Below are 25928 nucleotides of genomic sequence, written 5' to 3'. Positions count from 1 at the left end.
CCCACCTTAACTAATTTTTTTATCGATTACTTTATCATTTGGCTGTGGAATTGCTGTACCTTCTATTACTCTTTCAATATCTTTCTTTAAACCAAACCAATTTTTATTCGTATGCCCTGCAATCCACCATTCATCATTAACACGTTGTATCCAAATACGGCGATGATTCCAATACATACCTTGAATGACACCAACCATAAATATAAACCCTCCAATACCGAGAATCCAAAGCGTTAAATCTTTTCTTACAGTAAGTGCTGTTGCATTTTGCATTTCAACACCTGCAAACGACATTTTATATTTGTTGTTTCCATCAGGTTCTATATTTTGCTGAATACCAACAAAACTCACTTCACCATCTGGTGTTTCAGGTGTAAACATTTTAAATACAAATGCAGGATTGTTCGGTAATTTCGTTTTTGTATTTGGTTTTCCATTCTCATCAAAATAAAAATCAGGAAAATAGCTTAATAGTTCTAGAGAATAACCATTTCCTAAATCATATTTTTCCTTAGGATTCGTTAAATCTACTTTAATCGGTCCCCATTTTTGATTATTTTCTTTATTTTGCAAGTTGAAGGACATACTTTTAAATTCACTTTCTTTATAATCCACTTGATACACTGCAAATTGATCAAATTTCAGTGGTTCATTCACTCGAATTTCTGCTTCTTTTACTTTTTCTAATTTCGGTTTTTGTCCTGCTATATTTTCTCCTACCGCTTTATATAATACGGCATTCGTTTGGAAGTTTTTCGCAATCATTTTATCGCCTACACGATCAATCGCTTCCTCAAAAACTTCCTTGTCCTTACTTTTATCATAAACTTCTTTTATAAATTTCTCGTTTTTTAAGTAGTATTGCCCATCCGTCCCTGGTATTTCTTTCGTTTCACCGTCACGTAACCAAAGTGCTTCGTCTACGTACATACTCGGTAAAAAACGAAGCATCGCACCGAATAAAAAGATAATAAGACCGATATGATTTACATATGGACCCCAACGCGAGAAGCGTCCCTTTTCTGCTAAAACGTTTCCGTCTTCTACTTTCACGTTATAGTTTCTTTTCTTTAAATTCTTTTGCACTCTTTCCAGGTCACCATCTTGCGGTGTACCAGTCCCATATAATCTCTGTCTCTTTAAAAAGCTAGGATGTCTTTTTACGCCTTGCTTTTTTAAAGCTTTATAAAGTGGAATAACGCGGTCTAAACTACATATCACAAGTGAAATACCGATAGAAGCAATCAAAATCATATACCACCATGAACCGTATAAATTATTAAATCCTAATTGATAGTATAATTGTCCTAAAAATCCGTATTCTTGTTTATAATATTCAGCTGGTGCAATCCCTGGAGTTATGTACATTTCTTGCGGAAAAATAGTTCCTATCGCTGATGCAGCTAAAGTTATTACGATTAGCCATACACCCACTTTTACAGAAGAGAAAAAGCTCCAAATTTTATCGACTATCGTTTTTGTTTGCGTGAGAGATCTCCGTGCACTCCCCTCATAGCGCATATCCAATAGTTTTGCATTTTCATTGCGTTCAAATGGTTTCCCGCAAGCTTCACAAAAAACGGTTCCTATCGGATTAACATGTCCACATTCACATTTAATTTCTTTCAACACTCTCACCGCCCCTGTATCTATATGTACTATTGTATATTCTAACCTCGAGTTACCGCAATACTCAGAATTTTTAAATCAGAGGCACTATAGACACGCACCTCTTATGTAAAGGCTTTCTTTATTACGGAGTAATTTTCTTTAAATACCCTTCTAACTGTTCTTTCGTTTGTTCACCTATAATTTGCTCCACTACTTTTCCATCTTTATCAATCAAAAAGCTTGTCGGTAATGGACCTACTCCATATGTCCCTATAATCTTCTGTCCTTTATCAATGGCAACTGGGAATTTCAAACCATATTGGTTCACAAAGTTCTTTACTGCAATATCCGTTTCATCTGCATCTAACGCTATGATTTCAACGCCTTTTTCTTTATACTTTGGATATAATTCATTCATATAAGGCATTTCTTTTTCACAAGGTTTACACCACGTGCCCCAAAAGTTTAAAAATACTCCTTTTCCCTTTAAATCTTTTAGTTCAATTTTCTTCCCTTCTAAATCCGTCACAACAAAGTTAGGTGCTTCTTTTCCGATTTGCATTTTCTCTTTATTAGCAAAGAATCCTTGATAAAGGGTAAACCCTACAGCACCGCATAAAATGAGTAGAATAATAACGCGAAATAATAAGCGATTTTTCTTCATATTACCTCTCCTCTCCTCGGTAAATGTTATGTATTATCTTCTGTAAATGTTGTATTGAATAAATCACCAGCAGAGCACTCCACTGGTGAATTTTTAACTCTATAGCTTATCTTGGCTTTGTAGAAGCAAGCGCGCGTAATTGTTTCACCTCATGTGGTGTCAATTCTCTCGCATCACCAGGTCGCAGGCTTCCTACTTCTAAGAAAGCATAACGTTCACGTTTTAATTTCACCACTTTACAATCTAACGCTTCAAACATACGACGTACTTGACGGTTACGTCCTTCATGAATTGTTAATTGTACAATAGCCATTTCTTTACGCTTGTCCCAAGAAATAATTTTCACATGTGCTGGTGCTGTTTTACCGTCTTCTAGTGCAACACCGCGTTCTAACATGCGAATTTTCTCACCTGTTAATGGGCCTTTTATTTTTGCAACATACGTTTTTTCAACTTTATATTTAGGATGCATTAATATATTTGCGAAGTCCCCGTCGTTTGTCATTAATAATACTCCTGACGTATCATAATCTAGACGTCCGATTGGGAATAAACGTTGTGTAATTTCAGGGAAAAAGTCTGTTACAACACTTCTACCTTTATCATCTGATACACTTGAAATTACACCAGTTGGTTTATATAGTAAAAAATAAACAGGTTCTTCTTTTTCAAGAGGGATGTTATTTACTTCTACTTTATCTTGAGGAGTTACTTTTGTTCCTAACTCTTTCACTATTTTTCCGTTAACTTTCACTTTTCCTTGCTGAATTAATTCCTCAGCCTTTCTTCTCGATGCAATACCTGCTTGCGCAATCACTTTTTGTAATCGTTCCATTTCTTTTTTTCACCTCGAATTTATCTTACCTTACATTAGAAAGACTTGGCAACCGCATACGCTTTACGGTTATTCGCTCCATCTCACTTAAACAACATAGCGATGATATTAAACATATAAAGGTCAAATCATGTTTTTATCCTTTATTATTGTCCATATTTTTCATATTTCTCACAATAAAAGTTCATCATTTTGTCAAAAATACCACATAAAAAAACCACTATTAAGCTACACCTTAATAGTGGTCGTATACGTATTATACGCCAAATAGCATAAAAAATGAATAGCTTTACTGAAACAATAGGGAAACAAAGACAATCGAGCAAATAATTCCGATTAAATCTGCAAAAAGCCCTACTTTTAATGCATCTCCCATTTTTCTAATACCAACAGCTCCAAAGTATACTGTTAAAATATAAAAAGTCGTATCTGTACTCCCTTGCATCGTAGAAGCTAATCTCCCAATGAATGAGTCTGGCCCATATGTGGCAATTAAATCAGTCGTAATACTTAGACCAGCAGAACCAGAAATAGGGCGTATTAGTGCTAATGGAACGATTTCTGCTGGAACATGAATTAAATCTAACATTGGCTTCATTACTGATATCATTGCATCTAGCGCACCTGACGATCGGAATATAGAAATAGACACAAGCATTCCAACCATAAATGGTAAAATGGAAATTGCAATTTGAATCCCTTCTTTTCCTCCCTCAACGAACGATTCATACGTCGGCACTTTCTTTATCGTGCCATATAAAAGGATAAAACCAATTACACAAGGGATTACCCATAAGGATATTGCATTTACAATACTCATTTTTTCCGCCCCTTTCTACTCCTTCTTCGGTAAAAATAGCGGTCAATCCAAATTGCTCCAATCATAGAAAGTACTTGTGCAATAAATGTTACCCCAACAATTTCAGTAGGATTGGCTGATTCATACGTCATTCGAATTGAAATGACTGTCGTAGGGATTAATGTAATAGCTGATGTATTTAATGCTAGAAACGTCACCATAGAACGGCTCGCCGAATCCTTTCCTCCATTTAACTCTTTTAGTTGTTCCATCGCTTTAATACCAAGAGGGGTTGCTGCATTACCTAGACCAAAAAAGTTTGCCATCATATTTGATAGAATAAATCCCATGGACGGATGATCCTTTGGTATTTCTGGAAACAACCTTTTTACTATCGGCATAAAAAGTGAAACTAATTTTTTTAACAATCCGGCTTCCTCTGCAATTTTCATTAAACCAAGCCAAAATACTAAAACACTAATAAGTCCTATACAAATCGTTACTGCATCTTTTGCTCCGTCAAATACAGCTTTATTCACTTCTTCCATCGTTCCATTTATCATGGCGTATACAATCCCAATGACAGCCATCGCTACCCATACGAGATTAACCATCGTTCCCAACACCTATCATGTAAGAAAAAATTTCTTTCACATTATTCCAGTAAAGTCCTGTTGTAGCTACTAACTTCCGTTTACTATAAAATAAATTCCGTTCTCCAACTTTCTCATTGCCAACATAAACATCTGTCTTTCCAACCTTTACTCCATCCTCAAGCGCTATACTTTTATCCAGTTCAACTTTTAATAACACGTTCTTTCTTTCCTCTTCAGTTAACGGCACTGAAAAACTATTTTTCGTATAAACATGGTTGGCATACTTCTTTTCATTTATTTCAGCAATTGCTCCTTGTCCCAAAACTTTCGTTTGCTTGAAACGTTCAAATCCTTTGTCAAAGAGATTCATATGATCATCCCAATCACTAGAAGCACTCAAAGTTACGACAATTAAGTCTAATCCATCTTTTGATGCAGTTGTAACAAGCGTTCTCCCAGCTTTCTTCGTAAAGCCTGTTTTTCCTCCTGTTGCAAATTCATAATAAGACGTTACCAGCTTATGTTTATTTTTCCACGGATAATCCCAAGAATCGGATTTATACGTTTTTGTTCCAAAGATTTTCTTAAATGACTCGTTTCCCATTGCATATTTCGTTAATAACGCCATATCGTAAGCCGACGAATAATGTGATCCATCTCCATCTAAGCCATGAGGGTTTGAGAAGTGCGTGTCTTTCATTCCAATTTCTTTCGCTTTTTCATTCATTAAATATACGAATCCATCTATACTCCCACCCACACTTTCAGCAATTACTTGCGCTGCGTCATTACCAGATCTAAGCATGAGTCCGTATACTAAATCTTCTAACTTCACTTTTTGTCCAGGCTTTAAATAGATTGCCGATCCTTCCACCCTCACCGCTTCATTACTAACTGACACCATTTCTTTCATCTTCCCTGATTCAGCAGCTAACAAGGCGGTCATAATTTTTGTTATACTAGCAATTTTTTGAGGCTCATGTTCTGCTTTTCCGTATAATACACGACCAGACTGTTGCTCCATTAATACAGCATTTCGAGCACTAACATTGCTGTTCATCTTTGCATATGTAGGAATCGGCATAACGCTTGCATACATAATAAGAAGCGTAATAATTACACAAATTCGTCTCATATTTCCCCCCACGTCCTTTTGGCACTTTTTGTACAAGTGTATGCTTGGCCTTTTAAAATATGAACGAAATCTTCCTTCTGCTTCCATTAAAAAAGACGCAGAGAATTTGCGCCTAATATGGTGTCCATTCAATTTGTTTCGCAGTTTCAAACCTTTTTTCTACATCAGGCCAATTTACAACATTCCACCAATTTTTAATATATTCATCTTTTCGATTGTGGTATTGTAAATAATACGCATGTTCCCAGACATCTAGTACAAGGAGTGGTATCGTATCCCATTGTGTAAATAATTGATGAAGTGTACTTTGCAAAATTTCTAACCTTCCAGACCGGGGCACCCAAACGAGAATCGCCCAGCCTGAACCTTCTACTTTAGAGGCCGCTTCTGTAAAATGTTTTTGGAAACGTAAAAAGCTCCCAAAATCTTGTTCGATTTGTTGTGAAAAAGCACCTCTTGGACTTCCACCACCGTCTTTTTTCATGTTATTCCAAAATATCGTGTGTAAGTAATGACCTGACCCATGAAAAGCCGCTTCTCTTTCCCAATGCTTAATTAAATCAAATTGATTTGTTTTTCTCGCTTCTTCCATCATCTTCTCTGCTTTATTTAACCCTTCCACGTAACTCCGATGATGTTTATCATGGTGTAACATCATAATTTCTTTAGAAATATACGGTTCTAACGCATTATACGGATAAGGTAATGGCGGGAGTGTATGTCCTCCAATTGGAACAGCTCGTTCGCTATCCCCTCTTTCATATAATTCATATTCCTCTTCTTCTTGCATAAATACTTCCTGCAAATGATGCTGAATATGTTCTACATCATCGCTTATTTCATACATAAACTCTGCATCTGTTTCATACTCATGCTCTTTCATACGCTCTAACAACGTCTGAATTTTATAAGCAAGCATATGGACATCATACACTTCCATTGCGCGGCTATCTAATACGTGAAGAACACTTTCACACCAATTTTCTACTTCATGAAAGTAATCTGTAAATACACCTTGCTGATTCATGTCGCACCTCCCTAATACTATCCACTTAACTATATTCAATGAAAATCCCTTATATAACTGTACAAAAGGAAAAGAAGCTAAGTCACCTTAGCTTCTTTTCCTCAATCAATATTTGTGTAACATCTTTGTCTGATAATCCGTCTCATAATATTCTAGTTCTTCACGCATCAATTGAAATTTACCTTCTAAACTCTTCATCACTTGCTCCAAAGATGCAGGTGGTGTTTGTTGAAAAACGATAGAATTTTTCCCTGTATATGCAGACCGACTATTTTCATACCAATAATCACTCTTCGGTGAAAAAAACTCTGCAATTACTTGATGGTAAATCTTATATAAAATTTTTTCAGCTGCTGTTTTTCGAAATGGCTGACTATTCAACAAAACAAAACATGCATCATGTCCTTCTTCGCAAAAAACGAGAAGTCGTCTCATTGATGCTAATAACCCTTTATAATATTGCTCATTCCCTGCTGGTGTTTCCTCTAATAAAGAAGGCAACGTATGATAATTTACATAATCGGTTATCAAATTAATAGCATCTTCTAAAAATATAGAAACTTGTTCTGTTTGATTTTCAACCATCAAATTAGACATTTTCTCTCTCTCCTTTGCCATTTCACGCTATTTCTACTCTTTTATTTTTATGTAATTCAGCCAATATTTCTTGTACTTTCGACACCGTTCCCTCATCAAAATATTGTTGAAATTCTTCCATATTATTTAAATACAAACGTTTTTGCGCACGAAGTTCCCTATCCTTCACTAAACAACATATCGCTACAATATCGCGCAAATATATGTTTTGTTCTTCTACTTTATACACTGGATTTCCTTCAAAAGGAGTAATTTCTTGTAAAACTTCTTCAAAATATCGAACGTATAAAACCGAAAAAGTTTTCTCTTTATCATTTAATATATATGTCACTTCAGATCTGTTAAAAAAATCTTCTGATGTATTAGGTTTCGCTTTTTCTAACTCATATCCTACATAACCTTTTATAATCATATACTCCCCCTCCACCTTCCTTCACCTTATTCTAACTTAATTTTCTGATAAACAAAATATTCTTTTAAATATACCTATATAAAAAATAGCTCCCCTATACAGGAATTTACCTTTTTATTTTTCTTGAAGTTTGTCATAATAATATTATTGTCTCAGTTTTCTTATACAAGGAGAGTTGTATTTATGTCGTTTTCATGGAAACGTTTCTTACAAATCGGGAAAATTATCTTCCCATTTGTTGTATTAACAATTGTATTCTTTCAAGCAAAAAAAGAATTAGCGGGCATTTCTTTTTTAGAAGCGATTGATACAATTAAAAACATTCCAACTGGAGGAGTCTTTTTAGCAATTACACTTGGTGCATTCGCTGTATCAACAATGTTCTTTTATGACTATGTTATGCTTCGTTACTTAAAAGCTGATATCCCTGTCCAAAAGATTTTCCGTATCTCGTGGATTGCTAATACTTTAAACGGATTTATCGGGTTTGGTGGTCTAGTTGGAGCCGGCGTACGCACAATGCTTTATCGTCCATACATAAAAGAAAATGGAAAACTTATTAAAAGTATCGCTTGGATGACAACTGCCTTTATTAATGGATTAGCCATTCTTTCATTTCTTGGTCTTATCGGAATATTAGACACGAGATTTATTTTGCATGAAAAACCATGGCTATGGCCTGTTCTTATCTTCTTTGCTCTTTTCGTCCCTATATATATCGGATTTTCTAAATTAAAAAATAGAAAAGCGATGCAAACAGAGGGACAAGAAGAAGAGGAGAAAAACCCAACTGTTTTATACTCATTAGTTTCATTAGTCGAATGGGTATCTGCTGGTATTGTTATGTACGTCATATTACTATTATTTGGCATTGAAATCGAATTCCAAAAGTTTTTAGGCGTATATGTCATTGCTGCTTTAGCTGGTGTCGTTAGTCTTGTTCCTGGTGGCCTTGGATCATTTGATCTTGTCTTCTTAACTGGGCTTGGGCAATACGGCATCGATACAGGTGTTTTACTTCCTGCTATGTTATTATATCGTCTCGTCTATTACATCTTACCATTCTGCCTTGGTCTCATTTTTGCAGCTTTTGAAATGACAGGAGTAGCCATTAAAAAGTTTGAAGATAAACCCTTTATTGCGCCTGCATTAGAGACAACTGGTGTTATATGGACTTTGCAGCGTGACTTTCTAGGAAAGTTAGGTTCTTGGGCATCTGCTGCTTTAACAGTATTTGCTGGCTTAATGGTTATTTTATCAACTATTCTACCGACAAGTATAAATCGGGCACACGCCTTACATATTCTAGCTCCAAAACATCTTATTCAATTTTCTTTTAGCTTATCGCTAACATTCGGTATTCTCCTCCTCATTCTTTCACGAGGGATATATTACGGAACAAAACGTTCTTATTATATGACGATTGTTTCTTTAATTGGAGCGGCTATTTTTAATACACTAAAAGGAATTGATGTTGAAGAAACTTTTATTTTATTAATCGTACTCGCTGTATTGTATATGCTTCGTAAAAGGTTTGTACGTGAGAAAATGGAAGTCTCACTTTCCGATATCGTAAAAGTTTTTATATTCCTACTTGTAACGTTATATTTATATAAAAACTTAGGTATTTTATTTGCAGGTGCAAAAGAAGCTTTCAAACCTGATTTTGTCGTTCGTAATATTACACAAGTGAAACGAAGTGCATTAGCAGCTGCCTTTTTTGTTCCTACTTTTTTACTAATTGGTTCACTCATTGCAAATCGTTATCGAAATGAATTTCCCGGGCAACCAGCTAATGATAAAAGATTACAAAACTTCTTAGATGAACATGGTGGAAATGTACTTAGTCATTTAGGTTTTTTAGGAGATAAACAGTTCTTTTTCAGTAGTGATGGAAAAGCACTCATTCTCTTCTCAATAACTGGAAAACGACTTATTGTACTAGGTGATCCAATCGGGGACCCTTCCTCCTATCGTACTGTATTGCAAGAGTTTTTAGCTGAGGCTGATCGATTTGGATACATTTGTGTATTCTACCAAATTGAAAGTAAATGGATGAGTTTATATCACGATTTTGGTTATAACTTCTTTAAGCTCGGTGAAGAAGCTGTTGTTGATTTAAATACATTTACAATAACAGGAAAGAAACGCGCTGGGATGCGAGCTACTTTCAACCGTTTTGAAAGAGAAGGCTATACATTCTCTATTCATGAGCCACCTTTCTCAGACGAATTATATGAAGAGTTAAGAAAAGTTTCAGATGCATGGCTTGGTGGAAAAAAAGAGAAAGGTTTTTCACTCGGATACTTCGATCGTGAATATATTAGTCGCGCTCCTATTGCAACATTATCTGATACGGATGGAAAAATTATTGCATTCACAACATTCATGCCCGTATATCAAAACGGATCATTATCTGTCGATTTAATGCGATATTATCCAGATGCGCCTAGCGGCATTATGGACGCAATTTTCATCCACTTATTCCAATGGGCAAAAGAAAATGAATACCACTCCTTTAATATTGGTATGGCACCACTTTCAAATGTTGGTTTATCCACACAGTCTTTCTGGTCTGAAAGAGTGGCTGCTGCAATCTTTAATAACGTTCGTTATACGTATAGTTTCAGCGGATTACGGCATTTTAAAGAAAAATATAAACCAGCATGGAGCGGTAAATATTTAGCATTTAGGAAGAATCATTCTTTACCAATTACAATGCTCTCTGTAACAAAATTAATAGGAAAAAGAAAAAACAGCTAAATTCTTAGCTGTTTTTTCTTTTTGAACTTGTACAATAAATTCTTTTTCATATTTCTTACCATTTATATAGAAATTCCCCCACATTTTATACGTACCCTCGGCAGGAAATGTAATCCGGTATTGTAATTGCTCATCCGTATCCACAGGCATAGCGTATAAAAAGTTCTCCTTCGTTTCATCAACGATATAAAGTGACTCTACTTCTCCTCTCTCTGAATGTAATTTCAATTTTTCACCCTTTTTCGCTTGAAACTGAAATGTTAACGTAACTGGTTCATTCGGATGTAATGCGCCAAATAAAAGAGAAACTTCATACTCTCCTATTTTTTTTGTAAGTACACTGTCGATTGGAAATTTCACTTTTTTCTTATTGTTCTCCTCTTTCGTTCTACCAAAATCTTTCCTAGCGAATGACTCTACGGACTTATTTTTATCTTCGTATAAAAATATTGTATATTCTTCGTCTTTCGCTATTTTGGAAGATAACTTATATGACCCGTTCCCTGCAAATGTAGGTTTAATTTGTTGTATGTGTTTTAACTGTCCATCTACAATCACTGCCCGAATTTGATCATTTACACCACGAATTTCATTATTCTTTTTGTTTAACAACTGAAATATAATATCTACTTTCTCATTTCCCTTTCCAGTTGACACATCCCACTTTACTTCCTGAACATCTCCTACAGTCTCTTCGTTTTCTTGATATTTTTTTATGTAAAATCCTCCTGCCACAATAAGTACTAACGCAATAAGCCCAATGACAAGGTTTTTCAAAACATCACCTACCATTTTTATTGTCTCTGTTCATATAAAACTTCTTAAGCTATATATTCTAGATTATGATTTATGAAATCCTCCTATTTTGCACATATTACAAATAATAAAAAGATTTTAATTGAAAGGATTCGTAGTGTATAATGCAAATGATATTGATTTCTATCAATACATTATAAGGAGGACTTTTCATGAGTGTACATATCGAAGCAAAACAAGGCGAAATCGCTGAATCTATTCTATTACCAGGTGATCCATTACGTGCAAAATATATCGCTGAAACATTTCTAGAGGATGTTACTTGCTATAATAACGTACGTGGTATGTTAGGTTTTACTGGAACTTATAAAGGAAAACGTGTATCTGTTCAAGGTACAGGTATGGGTGTTCCTTCTATTTCTATTTATGTAAACGAATTAATCCAAAGCTACGGAGTTAAAAATTTAATTCGCGTTGGCACTTGCGGTGCAATTCAAAAAGATGTAAAAGTTCGTGATGTTATTATCGCAATGACGGCTTGTACTGATTCTAATATGAACCGTTTAACATTCCCAGGATTTGATTTCGCACCAGCTGCAAACTTTGATCTTTTAAAGAAAGCTTACGATGCTGGAACTGAAAAAGGATTACACGTTCGTGTCGGTAACGTTTTAACAGCAGATGTGTTTTATCGCGAAAGCATGGACATGGTTAAAAAACTTGGAGATTACGGTGTATTAGCAGTAGAAATGGAAACAACTGCTCTTTATACATTAGCAGCGAAATACGGTGTAAATGCATTATCTGTATTAACAGTTAGCGATCACATCTTCACTGGCGAAGAAACAACATCTGAAGAGCGTCAAACTACATTTAACGAAATGATTGAAATCGCTTTAGATGCAGCAATTCAACAATAATACACTAAAGAACTTGTCATACGTCTGGCGAGTTCTTTTTATGTGACTTTTTATAAATAACTATTTTATAAAGAGACAGATTTCTCCCCTCTACTTTATTGTAACGTTTGTTATAATAAAGTGAAACTTTAATCAGTGGTTTTTTCCATCCCCCACTGATTATTAGTTGAACCAATCAGGCTTTTACGGACAGTTGATCTCCCACCTAACTCCCTTGTATTCGCCGAATTTTGAAGTGGGAGTCTTATTGCCTGTTAAAGCGGGATAAAGAAATCATTTACAGTATTTCTCATAAGAGGTGACGCAGTGAAAAACAGAAGTATCGTCTTTAAACTATTTTTATTAACATCAACTTTATTTACAATCATATTCCTACTTTTTTCCTAGGACAATCTCTATTTTTAGAGAAATTTTATATTAATAAAAAAGTAAAAACAGTTCAAACTGCTTTTGAAAAATTCGTAGATAATTATGACAAAAGTGATAAAAGTTATGAGAAAGTTAGGAAACTAAAACAAGAATTTCATGATAAAACAAATGCCGATATGCAGTTTTTGGATTCTAACGGTATTATTAAAAGTGATAACAATTACTATATCGATGTATTTAATCCCAATAATAATAAACAGTATTCCATTCCACTCAATAACCTTTTAACACCAGAAGAATATAATAAATTCGAAAATTTAGGTTTAAAAAAAGATGTAATAATTAATGTTGATGGAGTCGTACAAGAGAATAATATAATTACACCACAAAAATTAGGAACGAATTATAATCAATGGCAAAACGAACATTTCTATTCGGATTTTCAGTCAATTAATGGTAATCCTTCTAAGAATAGACTTGCAAGCCGCTACAAATCTACAACTCGCATCGTCTTTACAGGTGTTATAACTAAGTTACAGCTCCCATCAAAAGCTGAGGTTCGTCTTGCAAATGATATTGAAACATTACAAGCCGTTCAATATTTTGCAGATATTATTAGAGATGGCACTTCTAACTCGAACCAATTAAACACTTTCATATTAGATGGCGGCGAAAATATAAAAAATAGTATCTTTGTAAAGCCGATTATAGAAGACGGAAAGATTACAGAATATGCTTTTGCGATAGCATCTTTACAACCCGTTAATGAAGCGATGCTAGTTTTAAAAGACTATTATGTTTATGCCTTAATCATCGTGTTTCTCGTTATTATTTTATTATCCTTCTACTACTCAAAAATCATTGTTAAGCCATTAATTAAAATGAATCGTGTTACAAAAAAAATGGCTAATTTTGATTTCAGCGAGAAATTACCTGTTACAGCCGACGATGAAATTGGTGGGCTTTCCGGCAGTATCAATACATTATCTGTAAATTTAAAAGATCGAATCGATCGATTAAATGTTGCCAATACAAAGTTACAACAAGACATTGAACGTGAACGTCAATTAGAGAAAACAAGAAAAGAATTCATTTCTGGCGTATCACACGAATTAAAAACACCACTGAGTGTAATTAGAAGTTTTGCAGAAGGTATTAAAGATGGTGTTAGTAAGGATACTTCGTATTATACTGATGTTATTTTAGAAGAAACAGAAAATATGAACAGGCTGATTGTTGAAATGTTAGAATTAGCAAAGTTAGAATCTGGTACTTACAAACTAGATATGACGACGTTCTCAATTGGTGAATTAACGCAACAAGTCTATACAAAATTATTATTTAGCATGGAAGAAAAGCATCTACAAGTGAACGTCGATGCAGACCCTTCTATACTTGTTAAAGCAAATCGTAGCCGTATTGAGCAAGTAGTTGTGAACTTACTAAGTAATGCAATCCGCTATACGCCGGATGGAGAAAAAATACAAGTCTCCATTATAGAAGCAGAAGATACCGTAAAAATCGAAATCGAAAATACAGGAAACCCTATCCCTGAAGAAAGTCTTGAAAAAATTTGGGATCGCTTCTATCGCCTGGATGCATCACGTAGCCGTCACACCGGAGGTACCGGTCTCGGATTATCTATTGTAAAAAACATTCTAGACCTCCATCATGCCGAGTACGGTGTGTATAATACGACTAACAGTGTTGTATTCTATTTCAATTTACAAAAAGTAAAAGAAGTCAAATAATTTGTCTTAATTTCACTAGGAGTTCACATGAAATTCACACTTTCCCTTTATAGTAAGAAACAAGTTAATCCTTTCCTTTACACATATAAAAGAGGAGAGTGCGTGAAATGAAACAAGCAGGACAACCTATTCAAAATGAAAAACAATTAGAAACTATCAAAAATATACTTTTACAATCTTCGAAACGTGATGGCTTATTATTCGTATTAGCTGTAAATTCTGGCTTAAAAGTAAGTGAAATCTTACAATTAAAAGTTAGTGATGTAATCGATGAAAATGAAAATGTTCGCCATTCCATTTTATTTTACAATGAAAAAGTGAAGAAACATAAATGGTTTGCTGTAAATGAAGACTTACAGCACGCAATCGAAGACTACATGAAAGAACGTAAAACTTGGAAACGTAATGAACCATTGTTAAAATCTCAAAAAGGAACAAAATCTATTACGAGACAACATGCATGGTACATTTTAAACAAAGCTGCAAAAGAAGTTGGATTAGAAGGGATTAGCTCACATACACTTCGAAAAACTTGGGGTTATTGTGCATACAAATCAGGTGTTGATATTGCATTTTTACAACACTTCTTTGATCACAGTACTCCATCAAAAACTTTAAAGTATATCGGTATTGCTTAATAACTCTTATACATAAAAAAGGTTACCATTTGAAAATTTGGTAACCTTTTTTATATTTCATATTCTCTTTTCTTGTCTCTCCTATACTGTAGTGGTACTCTAATAATAAGGGGGAGAAATTATGAACACACTTACAATTGAATTACCAAAAGAAACGGCTGAAAAACTTGATTTATTAAAACAAGCTTACGAAAAGAAAACAGGTGCTTCTATCTCTGAGAGCACTCTCGTGCAAACACTTATCTCAAAAGAATTTATCCAGGCGATAACTCCTTTTGATTTACAACAATTCGTCAACGGAAAAGAACAGCATTAATGCTGTTCTTTTTCAGAGTGTTGGGAAACCCTTTAGGGTTCCCCACACTCTGGAATCATTTTGATTTTAGCGAATAAAAACAACATAAAATAATAGAGTTTCAAAAAAATAGCCCTCCACCAGACCTTTTTTGGTCAGATGGAGGGCTATTTTTTTCATGTTTTGACAAGTTGCGGTAAGATAAGCCTGCATTTGGACAGACTTCAGCCCCCGAAATCGAGCATATCGATAGCCATGTAGTTCTTTGGCGTCCGCAAAGCTTCGCTCTATAGTTGAACAGCGTACTTTGTACAACTTTTTCCCTGTAACTGTTAGTTTGTTTTTTCTAGCGATATCCTTATATTTCTCCCATATATGATGAGTGATAACTTTTTGTTTTTGTTTCTTTGAAAAACATACCTCACGTAGCGGACAAACAGCGCAGTCTTCTGGGTTGGATTTATAGTGACGATATCCTTCACGATCCGTTGTCGCATACTCTAAAATACACCCCATCGGACAAGCAAATGCATTCATTTCTTCTACATATTTAAATTGGCTTTTTGGTACTTCTTTATTTCGTTTTCCAAATCGGCGATACCCCATCACCATAAATATATTTCTCTCCGATAATTTCTTACAGATATACCCTGTAAAATAGCCTGCATCAAGAGCTACAGCTTCCACTTTAAATCCGAATTTATCAATTTGAGCTTGTAGACGTGCTAAATATGGCTCGGAATCTGCCATATTTCCAGCCGTTACATAAGTATCTGTAATAATATTGTACTTCGCATCAGTCGTACGATGGTCTAAGAAATGAAAACCGTTCGGTTTTCCATCTCTCATTAAAAATCCACTATCTGAATCCGTAGTACTTATACGAGTTTTTTTAGTGGGAGTATCACTTTCCTTTCTAGGTTTTAATTCTTTTTTTCGTGTACCTCACGATCTTCAATTACCGCAGCTTCTAGTTCATCTATATAAAACTTTGCCTTTTCTTTTTTATATTTATGTACAAACTTATTTTTATTAGCATTGGCCTTAATGTGCGTAGAATCTGTCATCAGCGCACGTCCTCCCACCATCCGGTGCTCTGTCGCTTGCCTCACGATCTCATCAAAAATTTCTTCGAAAATATTTGTATGAATAAAGCGAGTACGACGATTCCAACTGATTGTAGAATGATCTGGAATAGTATCTGATAGAGAAAACCCTAAAAACCAACGGTAGGCGATATTCGTTTTAATCTCTTTTTCCAATTGACGCTCCGAACGAATACCGTAAAAATATCCAATAAACATCATTTTAAATAAAACGATAGGATGGATTGACGGACGTCCATTGTTTTCACAGTAATAAGGGCGTAACTTCTCTTCAATAAAATCAAAACTAATTGTCGCTTCGATCGCACGAAGGAAATGATCTTGTGGAACCAACTCTTCTACAGAAACAGATACACGTTCATCACGATGATTTTTTAAAGCACCCATCATAAAAAATCTCTCCTTTACCTCTTTTTATCAGTGTTGACACATAAAAAGAGGTAAAGACACAAAAACAGGCTGTGGAGAAGACTTTCTCCACAGCCTGGAAAAGAACAGCATTAATGCTGTTCTTTTTTTATCTCTATTTAAAATATACAAAGTTTTTTATATATTTTTAGAAAAACCATTGACAATGATAATGATAACCATTATCATTTATTATGAAGCCAACAATTGATGAATCAACCAAACGCTCAGTAACATTGTTACCCCTCTTTTTCATATAGAAAGGCACTGTACATTCCCCCTGTTTGTACAGTGCCTTTCTTGTTTATTATCATTCAAAAAAATTTAATTGCTCCGGCTTCGGCTCACCATATGTAATGTTCATCATTTTCATAAGCTGTTTCGCATTATCTGCTGCATCCCCACCTGAATTGTTGTTAAACAGTACGTATATATCCTTTGTTTTCTTTTTTAATTGCTCTAGTCGTTCAACCCATTCTTCCAGTTCTTTATTGTTGTAGCGATATAAACAACGGACCGCTCTCCAATTTTCCCCTTTATCAACCCAACCATGAACATTTCGACCGTGAAAACGTATTAATGCCATGTTTGAATTCGTAACCTCTAATACGAGTGGCACAGAACCTATCCCAGCCTGTGGTTCATCACAAATTGTATGAACCCATTTCTCCTGTTCTAGAAACTGTAACGTCTTATCTCTCATTTCTGGATAAAACCATGTTTGATTTCGAAATTCTATTGCACATGGTAAACCTTCCATTTTTTCTTTCGTATATCGAAGAAAATCTACATTTTTCTTTTTGCAATCAAACCATGGTGGATATTGAAATAAAATTGTTTTTAATTTATTAGCTTCTATTAAAGGAAGAATAGACTGCTTATACACATCAAACATCTCATCAAACGTAGAAAAAGGAATTTCCCCTTTCATATGTCCTGTCATTCCTTGATACGCTTTTACGACAAAAGAAAAATCTTTCGGCGTTTCCATTGCCCATTTTATATAATTTCGTGCAGGTTGCATCGCGTAAAATGAACTATCCACTTCCACAATAGGAAAATACTCACTATATGTTCGTAATTTATTTCTATTTTCATAGGAATCTATGTATAAAGAATCATGATCTCCCCATCCTGTCACTCCAATGAACAGCACATATATTCCTCCCTTTTTAACTTTATCTTCTATTCACTCCCCAAACACTTTGGCTAATCAATTTCATTAAGTAGCCCTTTCTTTAAGAGTATCCTTATTAAAATATGATATACTATATGGAAGAATTTTTAAAATGAGGGGTTATTTATTTATGCTTCCAAACGATGCTACTGTATCTCATGAAAAACGAATTGAAGAACTAGAAAATAAAGTGCGTTTTTATGAAGAACTTGTAAATCAATTACCACATCATTTCACATACAAAAATCCACATATTGGTTTACAAATAAAGAAAACTAGAACAACTCATTCCATTCAAGAAATACCAAAAGAGAATAAAGAGGCTCATTTTCAACTTACTTGTGATTCATTATTTTTATTTGAACAACTTGAAAAACACTTTGTACATATTTTTGATGCCTTTTCACATCATGTAACCTTTGTCGATAGTAAAGGGAATATTACTTTATGTAATCAAGTTGCCGCAGATGATTTCGGTGTAATACGAAATGATATTATCGGAAAACCGATTCAACAATTACTAAACTTGCCGGAAGAAAAAATTAAAGCGATTGAAACATTAAGAACGGGAACAGAAATATATAATGAAGAAGTTTTAGACAAAAACTATGGCATTATAAACAACCGAATTATTCGCGATTATAACGGGGAGATTTTTAGGGTTATTAGTGTCTTTCATTATTTAAACACAGAGCGTGATGCAGAGAAGTTTTCGTTAGCAGGACGAATCGCAGCCGGAATTGCACACGAGGTACGAAACCCTCTTACGACAGTACGAGGATACTTACAATTTTTACAAGAAAGTGTTTCTCCATCAAATAAAGAGTTATTTAAAAGCTTACTTATCCCTGAATTAGATCGTGCAAATAGTATTATCACAAAATTTTTAGCCATTTCAAAAACACGTGAATTTACAAGAGAACCGTTTCCTATTAATACATTTTTATGCGACTATATTCAACAGTTACTAGCTAGTGAAGTCTTCTTGCATAACATTTCAATTGATTATAACTTTTCTAATGAATTAGATGATATTTTAGTCAATATTGATCGACATGAACTTGTTCAAGTATTTTTAAACCTATTTCAAAATGCCGTCGATGCTCAAGGCGAAAAGCCTCTTTCTATTCAAATCACTAGTTATCGCCTAGATAACTTCGTTCGGATTACTTTCACAGACAATGGAGTTGGTATTCCTCTAGCTATTCAAGAATATATCTTTGATCCATTCTTCTCAACGAAGGATTCGGGGACAGGACTAGGCTTATCAGTAACAAAAAAAATCATCCAAAATCATAACGGTACGCTCAAAATGACTAGTGCTCCAGACGGTACAACCTTCACTATTTCTATTCCGATTTTACCTAAAGTAAATCGTGAAGCAATTAACTTATAAAATGATAATGCTGTCCTATTAACTCCCTTTAATTGTTAAGCACACTCTAACAATTAAAGGGAGTTTTTTATGCTAATTTGATCTCTTTAAAACATATAGATTTTTCTCTACTTCTTTATTGTTCGTGTTAGGTAGGTAAACTTCTTATTTTTTGAGAAATAGTAGTTTGTCCATCACGAATTTAATTTAAATTTCATTTTAATATATAGTAACGACTATTTATTCTATGAAAGAAAGGAATGAAAAGATAAACAACAAAAATAAAGGGAAAGTATTTTATGGTAATGATTGTTGCGAAGTAAGAGCTTGTAGTTATATCAACATCTCTAAGTCCGAACTTAAATAATTTGTTAGACTTCTTCAAGCTCTCGGCCAAGCTATTCAAGCTGTCTTAGTTCAATATGGATCTGGTTCCTAGGTGGAGGCGCTACTGGACCAGCGGGTACTCCGATTCCGGTAATTATAGCTGCAATAGGAAACTCCAATGCTCAAACAATATCACCTGGAATGAATATCCAATTCAATCGAGTTTTTGAAATAAATAATATTAATTTTAATGACACTACAGATACTTTAACAGTTTTAGAAACAGGCGTATATGATATTAGTTTCTCGGCATCTACAACTTTCCCAGGCCCTTCACCGTTTGGATTCGGTATTTCATTCAATGGCCAACCACCTACTCGTAATTTTTCAACTAATGTTATCGGTAGTGCTGTTTCTTTCTCTACAATCGTTACTTTACAAGCTGGTACAACGATTTCTGTACAACCTACAGCAAATACTATTTCTATTCCTAACACGGGCGATACAACTGCGACACTATCTGTCTTCCGAATTTACTAACCACAATTTCCGATAATATTTTGGGAGGACTAAACACATTTATAAGTAATAGGTGTGATTTTGATTGTCTATTAAATCTCTCTTTTAATAAAAAGGAGCACTTGTTTGGGAGGATAAGTGCTCCTTCTTTACGTTTCTTTACCTCAGATTTACTCTATCTTAATCCTCATTTTGTATGATAAATAATGAAGTCAAAGATATGAAAGAGGGATGAAAAATGAGAGTTATGTCACCGATACGCATTTGGATTGCTCTTATGATATGCATTATTTTATGTGTAGGGTTTTTTTTAACTCTAAAATATTCTACTATTTCAAAAGCAGAGAGAAAAACAGTTCCATACACACTTTTGTATACGAAACAAAACAACATCCTTTATTCCAATTCCACAAATAATGAAAAAAAAGTTATAAAAGGAATGCTTATTACGAAAGCTTCTAGTTACGAAACTCTACTTCAAATTACTGAAACGATTAAAGATCAGTATACAAATAAAGGAATTGATGAAATCACGCTGTCTATCCATAATGAAAATAATGGTAGTTATGAAGAAGAATTACCATACGAACCGATTAGTAAAGGAACAATAATCATCACATACGATTCTCAATCCTTTGGCAGTACGAACATTACTCTTAATGAATAGTAGCATTTACCTCACTAATTATGAGCTCACTTCATTTTTCACATGAGAAAGAGGCGAATAACGAAATTCGCCTCTTTTTTTTACCATAACGATGGAATCCACTCTTTTACTTTATTAAACCACTCTTGCTGTTCTTTTTTCCTTTTTTGTTCTTCTTCTTGCCTTTTCTTTTCTTCTTCTTTTCTTCGCTTTTCTTCTTCAATTGTTTGCAATTGTTTTTTATAGTCCGCCTCAGATATTAACGACAATTGGAACGCTTTTTGGGCTGGGTTTGCATTTGCTTTTTTCATGATATCCCGGAACATCGTCGTTGTAATTTGGCTACCACCTGGAACATAATGCTCGCTATCTGTTTTGTCATATCCTACCCAAATTGCACCTACTAAATCTGGTGTGTATCCTACAAACCACGAGTCCTTTGCCCCTACGCTCGGGCCATTTACAAGTTGAGTAGTCCCTGTCTTCCCTGCTGTATCAACATTAGTAACTTTCGCTTTTCCACCTGTTCCCTTTTCTACAACACCTTTTAATAAATACGTCATCTTTTGAGCAATTTTCTCACTCGTCACTCGTGTCTCTTTCTTATACCATTTCCCTATTATTTCCCCTTCAGCATTTTGAACTTCTCTAATTGCATGAGCCTCTACTTGAACCCCATCATTAGCAAATGTACTATATGCTTGGGCCATTACAAATGGTGATGTCCCTACATGCATCCCACCTAAAGCAATTGGATACGTACGGTCTTCTGGTACTAACGGAATACCAAATCGCTCTAAAGATTTCAATCCTTTATCTAATCCTATTTGTTCTAATAGCCACACAGCGGAAACATTATACGACTTTGCTACCGCTTCATACATTGTCACATTACCATGAAAGGCCTGATCACTATTTTTCGGTTCATATTCTTTAATATGAAATGGTTCATCTTTTAATATATCGTATACTTCATACCCTTGTTCTAAAGCGGGTACATATACAGCTAGAGGCTTTAATGTTGAACCTGGCTGTCTTTTTAATTGCGTAGCATGATTAAATTGTAAAAACTGATATGGTCCTCTACCTCCAACTAAAGCTGGAACACCGCCTGTTTTTGGATTTATAAGGACTACACCCGTTTGCATAAGTTGATCTGAGCCACTATCTTTGAAATAACTATCATTATTCACAACATCTTCTACAGCTTGTTGTTTTTTCGGATCAAGCTCTGTATAAATACGATAACCACCTGCTAAAATTTCATTTTGTGTTAATTCATACTTATCCATCGCTTCTCTAACTATATAGTCTACATATTGGGAGTATTTACCTTTGTATTTATCATCAACCCCACGTTTTAATACAAGGCCTGACTCTTTTTCTTTATTGTATTGCTCTTCAGAAATATATCCTTGTTCCTTCATTAAACTTAATACGACATTACGTCGTTCAATTGATTTATTAAAGTTTTTATAAGGCGAATACGCAGACGGCGCTTTAATTAAACCTGCAATCGTTGCAGCTTCTGAAATTGATAAATCTTTTACCTCTTTATCAAAATAAGATTTAGCTGCCCTCTTTATTCCCCAAGCACCTTCCCCAAAATAAATTTGATTCATATACATTTCAATAATTTCATCTTTTGTATAAGTACGTTCTATTTTTTTGGTTAAAAAGTATTCCTTTATTTTACGAGAAAATGTACGATCTTGTGTCAGAAATACATTCTTTGCAAGCTGCTGTGTAATTGTACTTCCCCCTGCTACAACTTCTCCTGCTGTAATATTTTTAAAAACTGCACTTATAATTCCACTATAATAAATACCATGATGGTTAAAAAAACCCTTATCTTCTACTGCAACAACTGCCTGAACCATAATATCAGGAATATCTTTTCTTTTAACACCTTCTGTTTTCGAAGAAGCTAATTTAGTTGCGACCTCATTATTTGCATCATAAATTAAAGTCGGTTGTGGAACAGCTTGTTTTAATTCAGATATGTCTTGAATGGATATTATTATATTTATAGCAATAAATAGAGTAACGAGTACACTTCCCAATACAATTAATGAATTACGAAGTTTCTTCCTCTTATTGAACCACTCAAGCATTTTTTTAAAATGAGTGTTCTTCAATTTCATTCGTTCACTTCCTTCATTTATTTACACTCTTCTTTTTAAAAGGAAGAATATACCGCCTTTTAAATTTACTATAATAACGTAGTCATTCCTATAGTGTAAAGCTTTTCTTTTACATTCATACTTTTTGCAAGAAAAGGACATTCTACAAGTAAGATATTCACTATTGGATATTAATATTATTAATAGAACAACGAGAGTTATGTTAAGTTTTTGTAAACTTTTCGATAAAATGTTTTAAAAAACGACAGTTTTTTGTTAGAATTGATTAGCCAATATATTTTACATATATTACTTTTGTGGGGGTAACAATAATGGTCTTTAAATCAAAAAAAGATAAATTTTCTGAAATGTTAATGAATGTTTCCGAAAATTTAAAAGAAGGCGCGCAGTTTTTCGTGGAGTATAAAATTAAAAATGCTAGCGATTTAAAAGAGTTTTCTATGCGCATGAAAGAGTATGAGTCAAAAGGTGACTCATTTATTCACGAAATCATTATGGAGCTAAACAAAGCGTTTATTACTCCAATTGAACGTGAGGACATCCTACAACTTGCAATGAGTATGGATGATGTATTAGACGGATTAGATCACAGTGCTGGTCTGTTCGAAATGTATTCTATTACAGAAGCTGATGAATACATGATTAAATTCGTGGAAGCAATTAATCAATGTGCGATTGAGATTGCAAACTCTGTTGAACTACTGTCTAAAAAGAAGTTAGTCGACATTCGTACGAACGCGATTAAGATTAAGGATTACGAATCACAATGCGATGATATTCGTCGTCATGCGATTAAGCACTTATTCTCTCGTGAAAAAGATCCGATTAAGATTATTCAATTTAAAGAGATTTACGAAGAGCTTGAAGAAGTAGCTGATAGCTGTCAAAGCGTTGCAAACGTATTAGAAACAATTATTATGAAGAACGCGTAAGGAGTTTGATCATGGATACACTCTTGATACTGACCGTTTTAGTAGTCATTTGCGCTTTAGCTTTTGACTTTATCAATGGATTTCACGATACAGCAAACGCTATTGCAACGGCTGTTTCAACGAAAGCTCTAAAGCCTAGACATGCAATTATTATGGCAGCTATTATGAACTTTTTAGGTGCAATGACATTTACAGGTGTAGCAAAAACGATTACAAAAGATATCGTTGACCCATTTGCTTTACAAAATGGTTCTCTTGTAATTTTAGCTGCTTTGCTTGCGGCGATAGCATGGAACTTAATTACTTGGTACTACGGTATCCCAAGTAGTTCTTCGCATGCAATTATTGGCTCAATCGCAGGTGCAGCCATTGCTGCTGCTGGTATTAGCTCATTAAACCTTAAAGGATTCATTAAAATTCTTGAAGCTTTAATCATTTCACCAATTATCGCTTTCGTTATTGGTTATATCGTTTACAGTATTTTTAAAGTGGTCTTTAAAAACTTTAACTTAACGAAAACGAATAAAAACTTCCGTATATTCCAGATTTTCACTGCAGCATTACAAGCCTATACACACGGTACGAATGATGCACAAAAAGCAATGGGAATCATTACGATGGCTCTTATGGCTAATAACTATCATACTTCTAGCGATATCCCGTTCTGGGTACAATTATCTTGTGCTATCGCAATGGGGCTTGGTACTTCTGTCGGTGGATGGAAAATTATTAAAACTGTCGGTGGACAAATTATGAAAATTCGTCCTGTAAATGGTGTAGCTGCCGATTTATCATCATCACTTGTTATTTTCGGTGCAACATTCATTCACTTACCGGTTAGTACGACGCACGTTATCTCTTCTTCTATTTTAGGGGTTGGTGCTTCTCACCGTGTGAAAGGGGTAAAATGGGGAACTGCAAAACGTATGTTAATTACATGGGTTATTACACTTCCTATTTCAGCTTCTTTAGCTGCTCTGTTTTACTACCTATTACATTTTGTTTTCTAATCAAAAGTCGTCTTCCTTATTTTTCTAGGAAGACGACTTTTTTGTGAACAAGCCTATTTCTCATTAAAAAGCGTGTATAATAATTGGTGGATAAGTTATTTAGAGGAGTTGGCAATTTTGGAATACATCATGTTACTTTTCATCGGACTAATCGCCGGGACAGTCGGCAGCCTAGTTGGACTTGGAGGCGGAATTATTATTGTTCCGTTATTAATTGGATTACACAGTTTATCACCACAACTTGCAGTAGGGACTTCTATGGTAACAGTCGTTTTCACAGGACTATCTTCTACCCTTACTTACATGAAGCATAAGCGAGTAGATTATAAAAGCGGACTTATTTTATTTATCGGAAGCGGCCCTGGTGGTATTATCGGATCATGGGCAAATAAATTTTTAAACCAAGACACATTTTCTTTATACTTTGGGATTTTCCTTATATTCGTCTCAATTCTACTTATGCTTCGAGACAAATTAAAACCTCTTTCCCTCTCAAATACGTCTGTAATTAAGCGTTCTTTTACAGATAATGATGGAAATGCTGTACACTACCAATTCCCACCGTTTCTTGCTATCTTTATCGCCTTTATAGTTGGGTTTATATCTGGGTTATTTGGAATTGGTGGCGGTGCCTTACTTGTTCCAGCAATGATGCTTCTTTTTGCATTCCCAGCACATATTGCAGTAGCAACTTCAATGTTCATCGTATTTCTATCAGCAATTGTAAGTTCTGCAACTCACATCTCACTTGGAAATGTCAGCTGGATTTATGCATTAATCCTTATTCCTGGTGCATGGATCGGCGGAAAAATCGGGGCTTACATTAATACAAAACTGAGTGGTAACGCCGTAATTAATTTATTACGTATTACGTTAATTATTCTTGGAACTAGATTAATCATTATTTCTCTTTTATAACGTATTCTTTTTAGAATGCGTTTTTCTTATACACATGAATATAAAAATCCTCCGAGGAGAACAAATAAAATTAAACAAACACTTAATAACATATAATTTGAAATATGTACTTTCTTCAAGTTGACCACTCCTATAACTGCGACTGTTATCTTTATGATAGCGAAAAAATAGTTCACTTGCAGTTACAGAGTGCTAACA

22 protein-coding genes and 2 pseudogenes are annotated in these 25928 nt (G+C 34.5%); 11 read left to right on the top strand and 13 right to left on the bottom strand.

The window, feature by feature from the left end:
* Nucleotides 1-6: 6 nt before the first annotated feature.
* The 9 genes from resB to JFU02_RS26830 all read right to left on the bottom strand — a co-directional run bounded on the left by resB (nt 7) and on the right by JFU02_RS26830 (nt 7676).
* A complete protein-coding gene (gene resB / locus JFU02_RS26870) occupies nt 7-1632 on the bottom strand; it encodes a cytochrome c biogenesis protein ResB (protein WP_201071903.1) in 1626 nt (541 codons plus the stop codon).
* A gap of 121 nt (nt 1633-1753) precedes the next feature.
* On the bottom strand, nt 1754-2275 hold the full coding sequence (resA, locus tag JFU02_RS26865) for a thiol-disulfide oxidoreductase ResA (RefSeq protein ID WP_000742194.1): 522 nt from the start codon (nt 2273-2275) through the stop codon (nt 1754-1756).
* Nucleotides 2276-2381: 106 nt separating this feature from the next.
* Entirely contained in the window at nt 2382-3110 is a 729-nt protein-coding gene (gene rluB, locus JFU02_RS26860) for a 23S rRNA pseudouridine(2605) synthase RluB (RefSeq protein WP_000440553.1), read from the bottom strand.
* 289 nt (nt 3111-3399) lie between these two features.
* Nucleotides 3400-3930 carry a spore maturation protein SpmB gene (spmB, locus tag JFU02_RS26855; RefSeq protein WP_000029480.1) on the bottom strand — a complete coding sequence of 177 codons (531 nt, stop codon included), beginning with the start codon at nt 3928-3930 and terminating at the stop codon, nt 3400-3402.
* On the bottom strand, nt 3927-4523 hold the full coding sequence (gene spmA, locus JFU02_RS26850; RefSeq protein WP_000247810.1) for a spore maturation protein SpmA: 597 nt from the start codon (nt 4521-4523) through the stop codon (nt 3927-3929). Before spmA ends, spmB begins: the two co-directional genes overlap by 4 nt.
* Nucleotides 4516-5640, bottom strand: a complete 1125-nt coding sequence (locus tag JFU02_RS26845) for a D-alanyl-D-alanine carboxypeptidase family protein (RefSeq protein ID WP_001252624.1) — start codon at nt 5638-5640, stop codon at nt 4516-4518. Before JFU02_RS26845 ends, spmA begins: the two co-directional genes overlap by 8 nt.
* Nucleotides 5641-5752: 112 nt before the next feature.
* The gene (locus JFU02_RS26840; RefSeq protein WP_086405870.1) at nt 5753-6667 is read right to left on the bottom strand and encodes a superoxide dismutase; all 915 of its coding nucleotides are present in this window, start codon (nt 6665-6667) and stop codon (nt 5753-5755) included.
* A gap of 105 nt (nt 6668-6772) precedes the next feature.
* Nucleotides 6773-7264, bottom strand: coding sequence for a YpuI family protein (locus JFU02_RS26835; protein ID WP_000067553.1), 492 nt, complete (start codon nt 7262-7264; stop codon nt 6773-6775).
* Nucleotides 7265-7286: 22 nt separating this feature from the next.
* Nucleotides 7287-7676, bottom strand: coding sequence for a hypothetical protein (locus JFU02_RS26830; RefSeq protein WP_000584361.1), 390 nt, complete (start codon nt 7674-7676; stop codon nt 7287-7289).
* A 183-nt stretch (nt 7677-7859) separates the two neighbouring features.
* On the opposite strand from JFU02_RS26830, the gene mprF reads away from it, so the two are divergent.
* The gene (gene mprF / locus JFU02_RS26825; protein ID WP_086406464.1) at nt 7860-10439 is read left to right on the top strand and encodes a bifunctional lysylphosphatidylglycerol flippase/synthetase MprF; all 2580 of its coding nucleotides are present in this window, start codon (nt 7860-7862) and stop codon (nt 10437-10439) included.
* Here the strand turns inward: mprF and JFU02_RS26820 are convergent.
* Nucleotides 10413-11231, bottom strand: coding sequence for a hypothetical protein (locus JFU02_RS26820; protein ID WP_201071901.1), 819 nt, complete (start codon nt 11229-11231; stop codon nt 10413-10415). The genes mprF and JFU02_RS26820 overlap by 27 nt on opposite strands.
* A 176-nt stretch (nt 11232-11407) precedes the next feature.
* Between JFU02_RS26820 and deoD the strand changes: the two genes are divergently transcribed.
* The 4 genes and pseudogenes from deoD (at nt 11408) to JFU02_RS26800 (ending at nt 15189) form a co-directional block, all read left to right on the top strand.
* Entirely contained in the window at nt 11408-12115 is a 708-nt protein-coding gene (gene deoD / locus JFU02_RS26815; protein ID WP_000110707.1) for a purine-nucleoside phosphorylase, read from the top strand.
* Nucleotides 12116-12421: 306 nt separating this feature from the next.
* Nucleotides 12422-14235 (top strand): annotated as a pseudogene (locus tag JFU02_RS26810) (sensor histidine kinase).
* A 107-nt stretch (nt 14236-14342) separates the two neighbouring features.
* Nucleotides 14343-14873 (top strand): tyrosine-type recombinase/integrase, encoded by a 531-nt coding sequence (locus tag JFU02_RS26805; RefSeq protein WP_000806236.1) that lies wholly within the window; start codon nt 14343-14345, stop codon nt 14871-14873.
* Nucleotides 14874-14994: 121 nt separating this feature from the next.
* A complete protein-coding gene (locus tag JFU02_RS26800; RefSeq protein ID WP_001094860.1) occupies nt 14995-15189 on the top strand; it encodes a DUF3924 domain-containing protein in 195 nt (64 codons plus the stop codon).
* A 66-nt stretch (nt 15190-15255) separates the two neighbouring features.
* On the opposite strand, the gene JFU02_RS26795 is transcribed toward JFU02_RS26800, so the two are convergent.
* Together JFU02_RS26795 and JFU02_RS26790 are read right to left on the bottom strand one after the other, a co-directional pair.
* A protein-coding gene (locus tag JFU02_RS26795; RefSeq protein ID WP_201071899.1) for an IS1182 family transposase occupies nt 15256-16664 on the bottom strand; the annotation gives its coding sequence in 2 pieces (ribosomal slippage) (nt 15256-16106 and nt 16106-16664; 1410 coding nt in all).
* Between the two features lie 328 nt (nt 16665-16992).
* The gene (locus tag JFU02_RS26790) at nt 16993-17838 is read right to left on the bottom strand and encodes a DUF72 domain-containing protein (protein WP_086406014.1); all 846 of its coding nucleotides are present in this window, start codon (nt 17836-17838) and stop codon (nt 16993-16995) included.
* A gap of 151 nt (nt 17839-17989) precedes the next feature.
* On the opposite strand from JFU02_RS26790, the gene JFU02_RS26785 reads away from it, so the two are divergent.
* The 3 genes and pseudogenes from JFU02_RS26785 (at nt 17990) to JFU02_RS26775 (ending at nt 20747) form a co-directional block, all read left to right on the top strand.
* Nucleotides 17990-19255 (top strand): ATP-binding protein, encoded by a 1266-nt coding sequence (locus tag JFU02_RS26785; protein WP_061666710.1) that lies wholly within the window; start codon nt 17990-17992, stop codon nt 19253-19255.
* Nucleotides 19256-19481: 226 nt separating this feature from the next.
* Nucleotides 19482-20101 (top strand): annotated as a pseudogene (locus JFU02_RS26780) (Gly-Xaa-Xaa repeat protein).
* Between the two features lie 217 nt (nt 20102-20318).
* On the top strand, nt 20319-20747 hold the full coding sequence (locus JFU02_RS26775) for a hypothetical protein (RefSeq protein ID WP_001265586.1): 429 nt from the start codon (nt 20319-20321) through the stop codon (nt 20745-20747).
* Between the two features lie 80 nt (nt 20748-20827).
* Here the strand turns inward: JFU02_RS26775 and JFU02_RS26770 are convergent, their stop codons facing one another.
* A complete protein-coding gene (locus JFU02_RS26770) occupies nt 20828-22870 on the bottom strand; it encodes a transglycosylase domain-containing protein (RefSeq protein WP_061666712.1) in 2043 nt (680 codons plus the stop codon).
* Between the two features lie 311 nt (nt 22871-23181).
* Here JFU02_RS26770 and JFU02_RS26765 point away from each other — a divergent pair, with 311 nt between their 5' ends.
* The 3 genes from JFU02_RS26765 to JFU02_RS26755 all read left to right on the top strand — a co-directional run bounded on the left by JFU02_RS26765 (nt 23182) and on the right by JFU02_RS26755 (nt 25730).
* Entirely contained in the window at nt 23182-23802 is a 621-nt protein-coding gene (locus tag JFU02_RS26765; protein ID WP_000231445.1) for a DUF47 domain-containing protein, read from the top strand.
* 11 nt (nt 23803-23813) lie between these two features.
* Nucleotides 23814-24812 carry an inorganic phosphate transporter gene (locus tag JFU02_RS26760; protein WP_000380276.1) on the top strand — a complete coding sequence of 333 codons (999 nt, stop codon included), beginning with the start codon at nt 23814-23816 and terminating at the stop codon, nt 24810-24812.
* 117 nt (nt 24813-24929) lie between these two features.
* Nucleotides 24930-25730, top strand: a complete 801-nt coding sequence (locus tag JFU02_RS26755; protein WP_000455760.1) for a sulfite exporter TauE/SafE family protein — start codon at nt 24930-24932, stop codon at nt 25728-25730.
* Nucleotides 25731-25928: the final 198 nt, after the last annotated feature.

The organism is Bacillus sp. TH13, assembly GCF_016651175.1.
In the GTDB taxonomy this organism is placed as follows: domain Bacteria; phylum Bacillota; class Bacilli; order Bacillales; family Bacillaceae_G; genus Bacillus_A; species Bacillus_A thuringiensis_S.
This window is presented reverse-complemented; position numbering and strand designations above follow the sequence as displayed.

What these genes read in the sequence shown, in the direction of transcription:
- JFU02_RS26845 (WP_001252624.1), bottom strand. Translation starts at nt 5,640, where the DNA reads ATGAGACGAATTTGTGTAATTATTACGCTTCTTATTATGTATGCAAGC.
- JFU02_RS26775 (WP_001265586.1), top strand. Translation starts at nt 20,319, where the DNA reads ATGAGAGTTATGTCACCGATACGCATTTGGATTGCTCTTATGATATGC.
- mprF (WP_086406464.1), top strand. Translation starts at nt 7,860, where the DNA reads ATGTCGTTTTCATGGAAACGTTTCTTACAAATCGGGAAAATTATCTTC.
- JFU02_RS26840 (WP_086405870.1), bottom strand. Translation starts at nt 6,667, where the DNA reads ATGAATCAGCAAGGTGTATTTACAGATTACTTTCATGAAGTAGAAAAT.
- spmA (WP_000247810.1), bottom strand. Translation starts at nt 4,523, where the DNA reads ATGGTTAATCTCGTATGGGTAGCGATGGCTGTCATTGGGATTGTATAC.
- JFU02_RS26770 (WP_061666712.1), bottom strand. Translation starts at nt 22,870, where the DNA reads ATGAAATTGAAGAACACTCATTTTAAAAAAATGCTTGAGTGGTTCAAT.
- JFU02_RS26765 (WP_000231445.1), top strand. Translation starts at nt 23,182, where the DNA reads ATGGTCTTTAAATCAAAAAAAGATAAATTTTCTGAAATGTTAATGAAT.
- rluB (WP_000440553.1), bottom strand. Translation starts at nt 3,110, where the DNA reads ATGGAACGATTACAAAAAGTGATTGCGCAAGCAGGTATTGCATCGAGA.
- JFU02_RS26835 (WP_000067553.1), bottom strand. Translation starts at nt 7,264, where the DNA reads ATGTCTAATTTGATGGTTGAAAATCAAACAGAACAAGTTTCTATATTT.
- deoD (WP_000110707.1), top strand. Translation starts at nt 11,408, where the DNA reads ATGAGTGTACATATCGAAGCAAAACAAGGCGAAATCGCTGAATCTATT.
- JFU02_RS26805 (WP_000806236.1), top strand. Translation starts at nt 14,343, where the DNA reads ATGAAACAAGCAGGACAACCTATTCAAAATGAAAAACAATTAGAAACT.
- JFU02_RS26800 (WP_001094860.1), top strand. Translation starts at nt 14,995, where the DNA reads ATGAACACACTTACAATTGAATTACCAAAAGAAACGGCTGAAAAACTT.
- spmB (WP_000029480.1), bottom strand. Translation starts at nt 3,930, where the DNA reads ATGAGTATTGTAAATGCAATATCCTTATGGGTAATCCCTTGTGTAATT.
- JFU02_RS26830 (WP_000584361.1), bottom strand. Translation starts at nt 7,676, where the DNA reads ATGATTATAAAAGGTTATGTAGGATATGAGTTAGAAAAAGCGAAACCT.
- JFU02_RS26785 (WP_061666710.1), top strand. Translation starts at nt 17,990, where the DNA reads ATGCTTCCAAACGATGCTACTGTATCTCATGAAAAACGAATTGAAGAA.
- JFU02_RS26820 (WP_201071901.1), bottom strand. Translation starts at nt 11,231, where the DNA reads ATGGTAGGTGATGTTTTGAAAAACCTTGTCATTGGGCTTATTGCGTTA.
- JFU02_RS26760 (WP_000380276.1), top strand. Translation starts at nt 23,814, where the DNA reads ATGGATACACTCTTGATACTGACCGTTTTAGTAGTCATTTGCGCTTTA.
- resA (WP_000742194.1), bottom strand. Translation starts at nt 2,275, where the DNA reads ATGAAGAAAAATCGCTTATTATTTCGCGTTATTATTCTACTCATTTTA.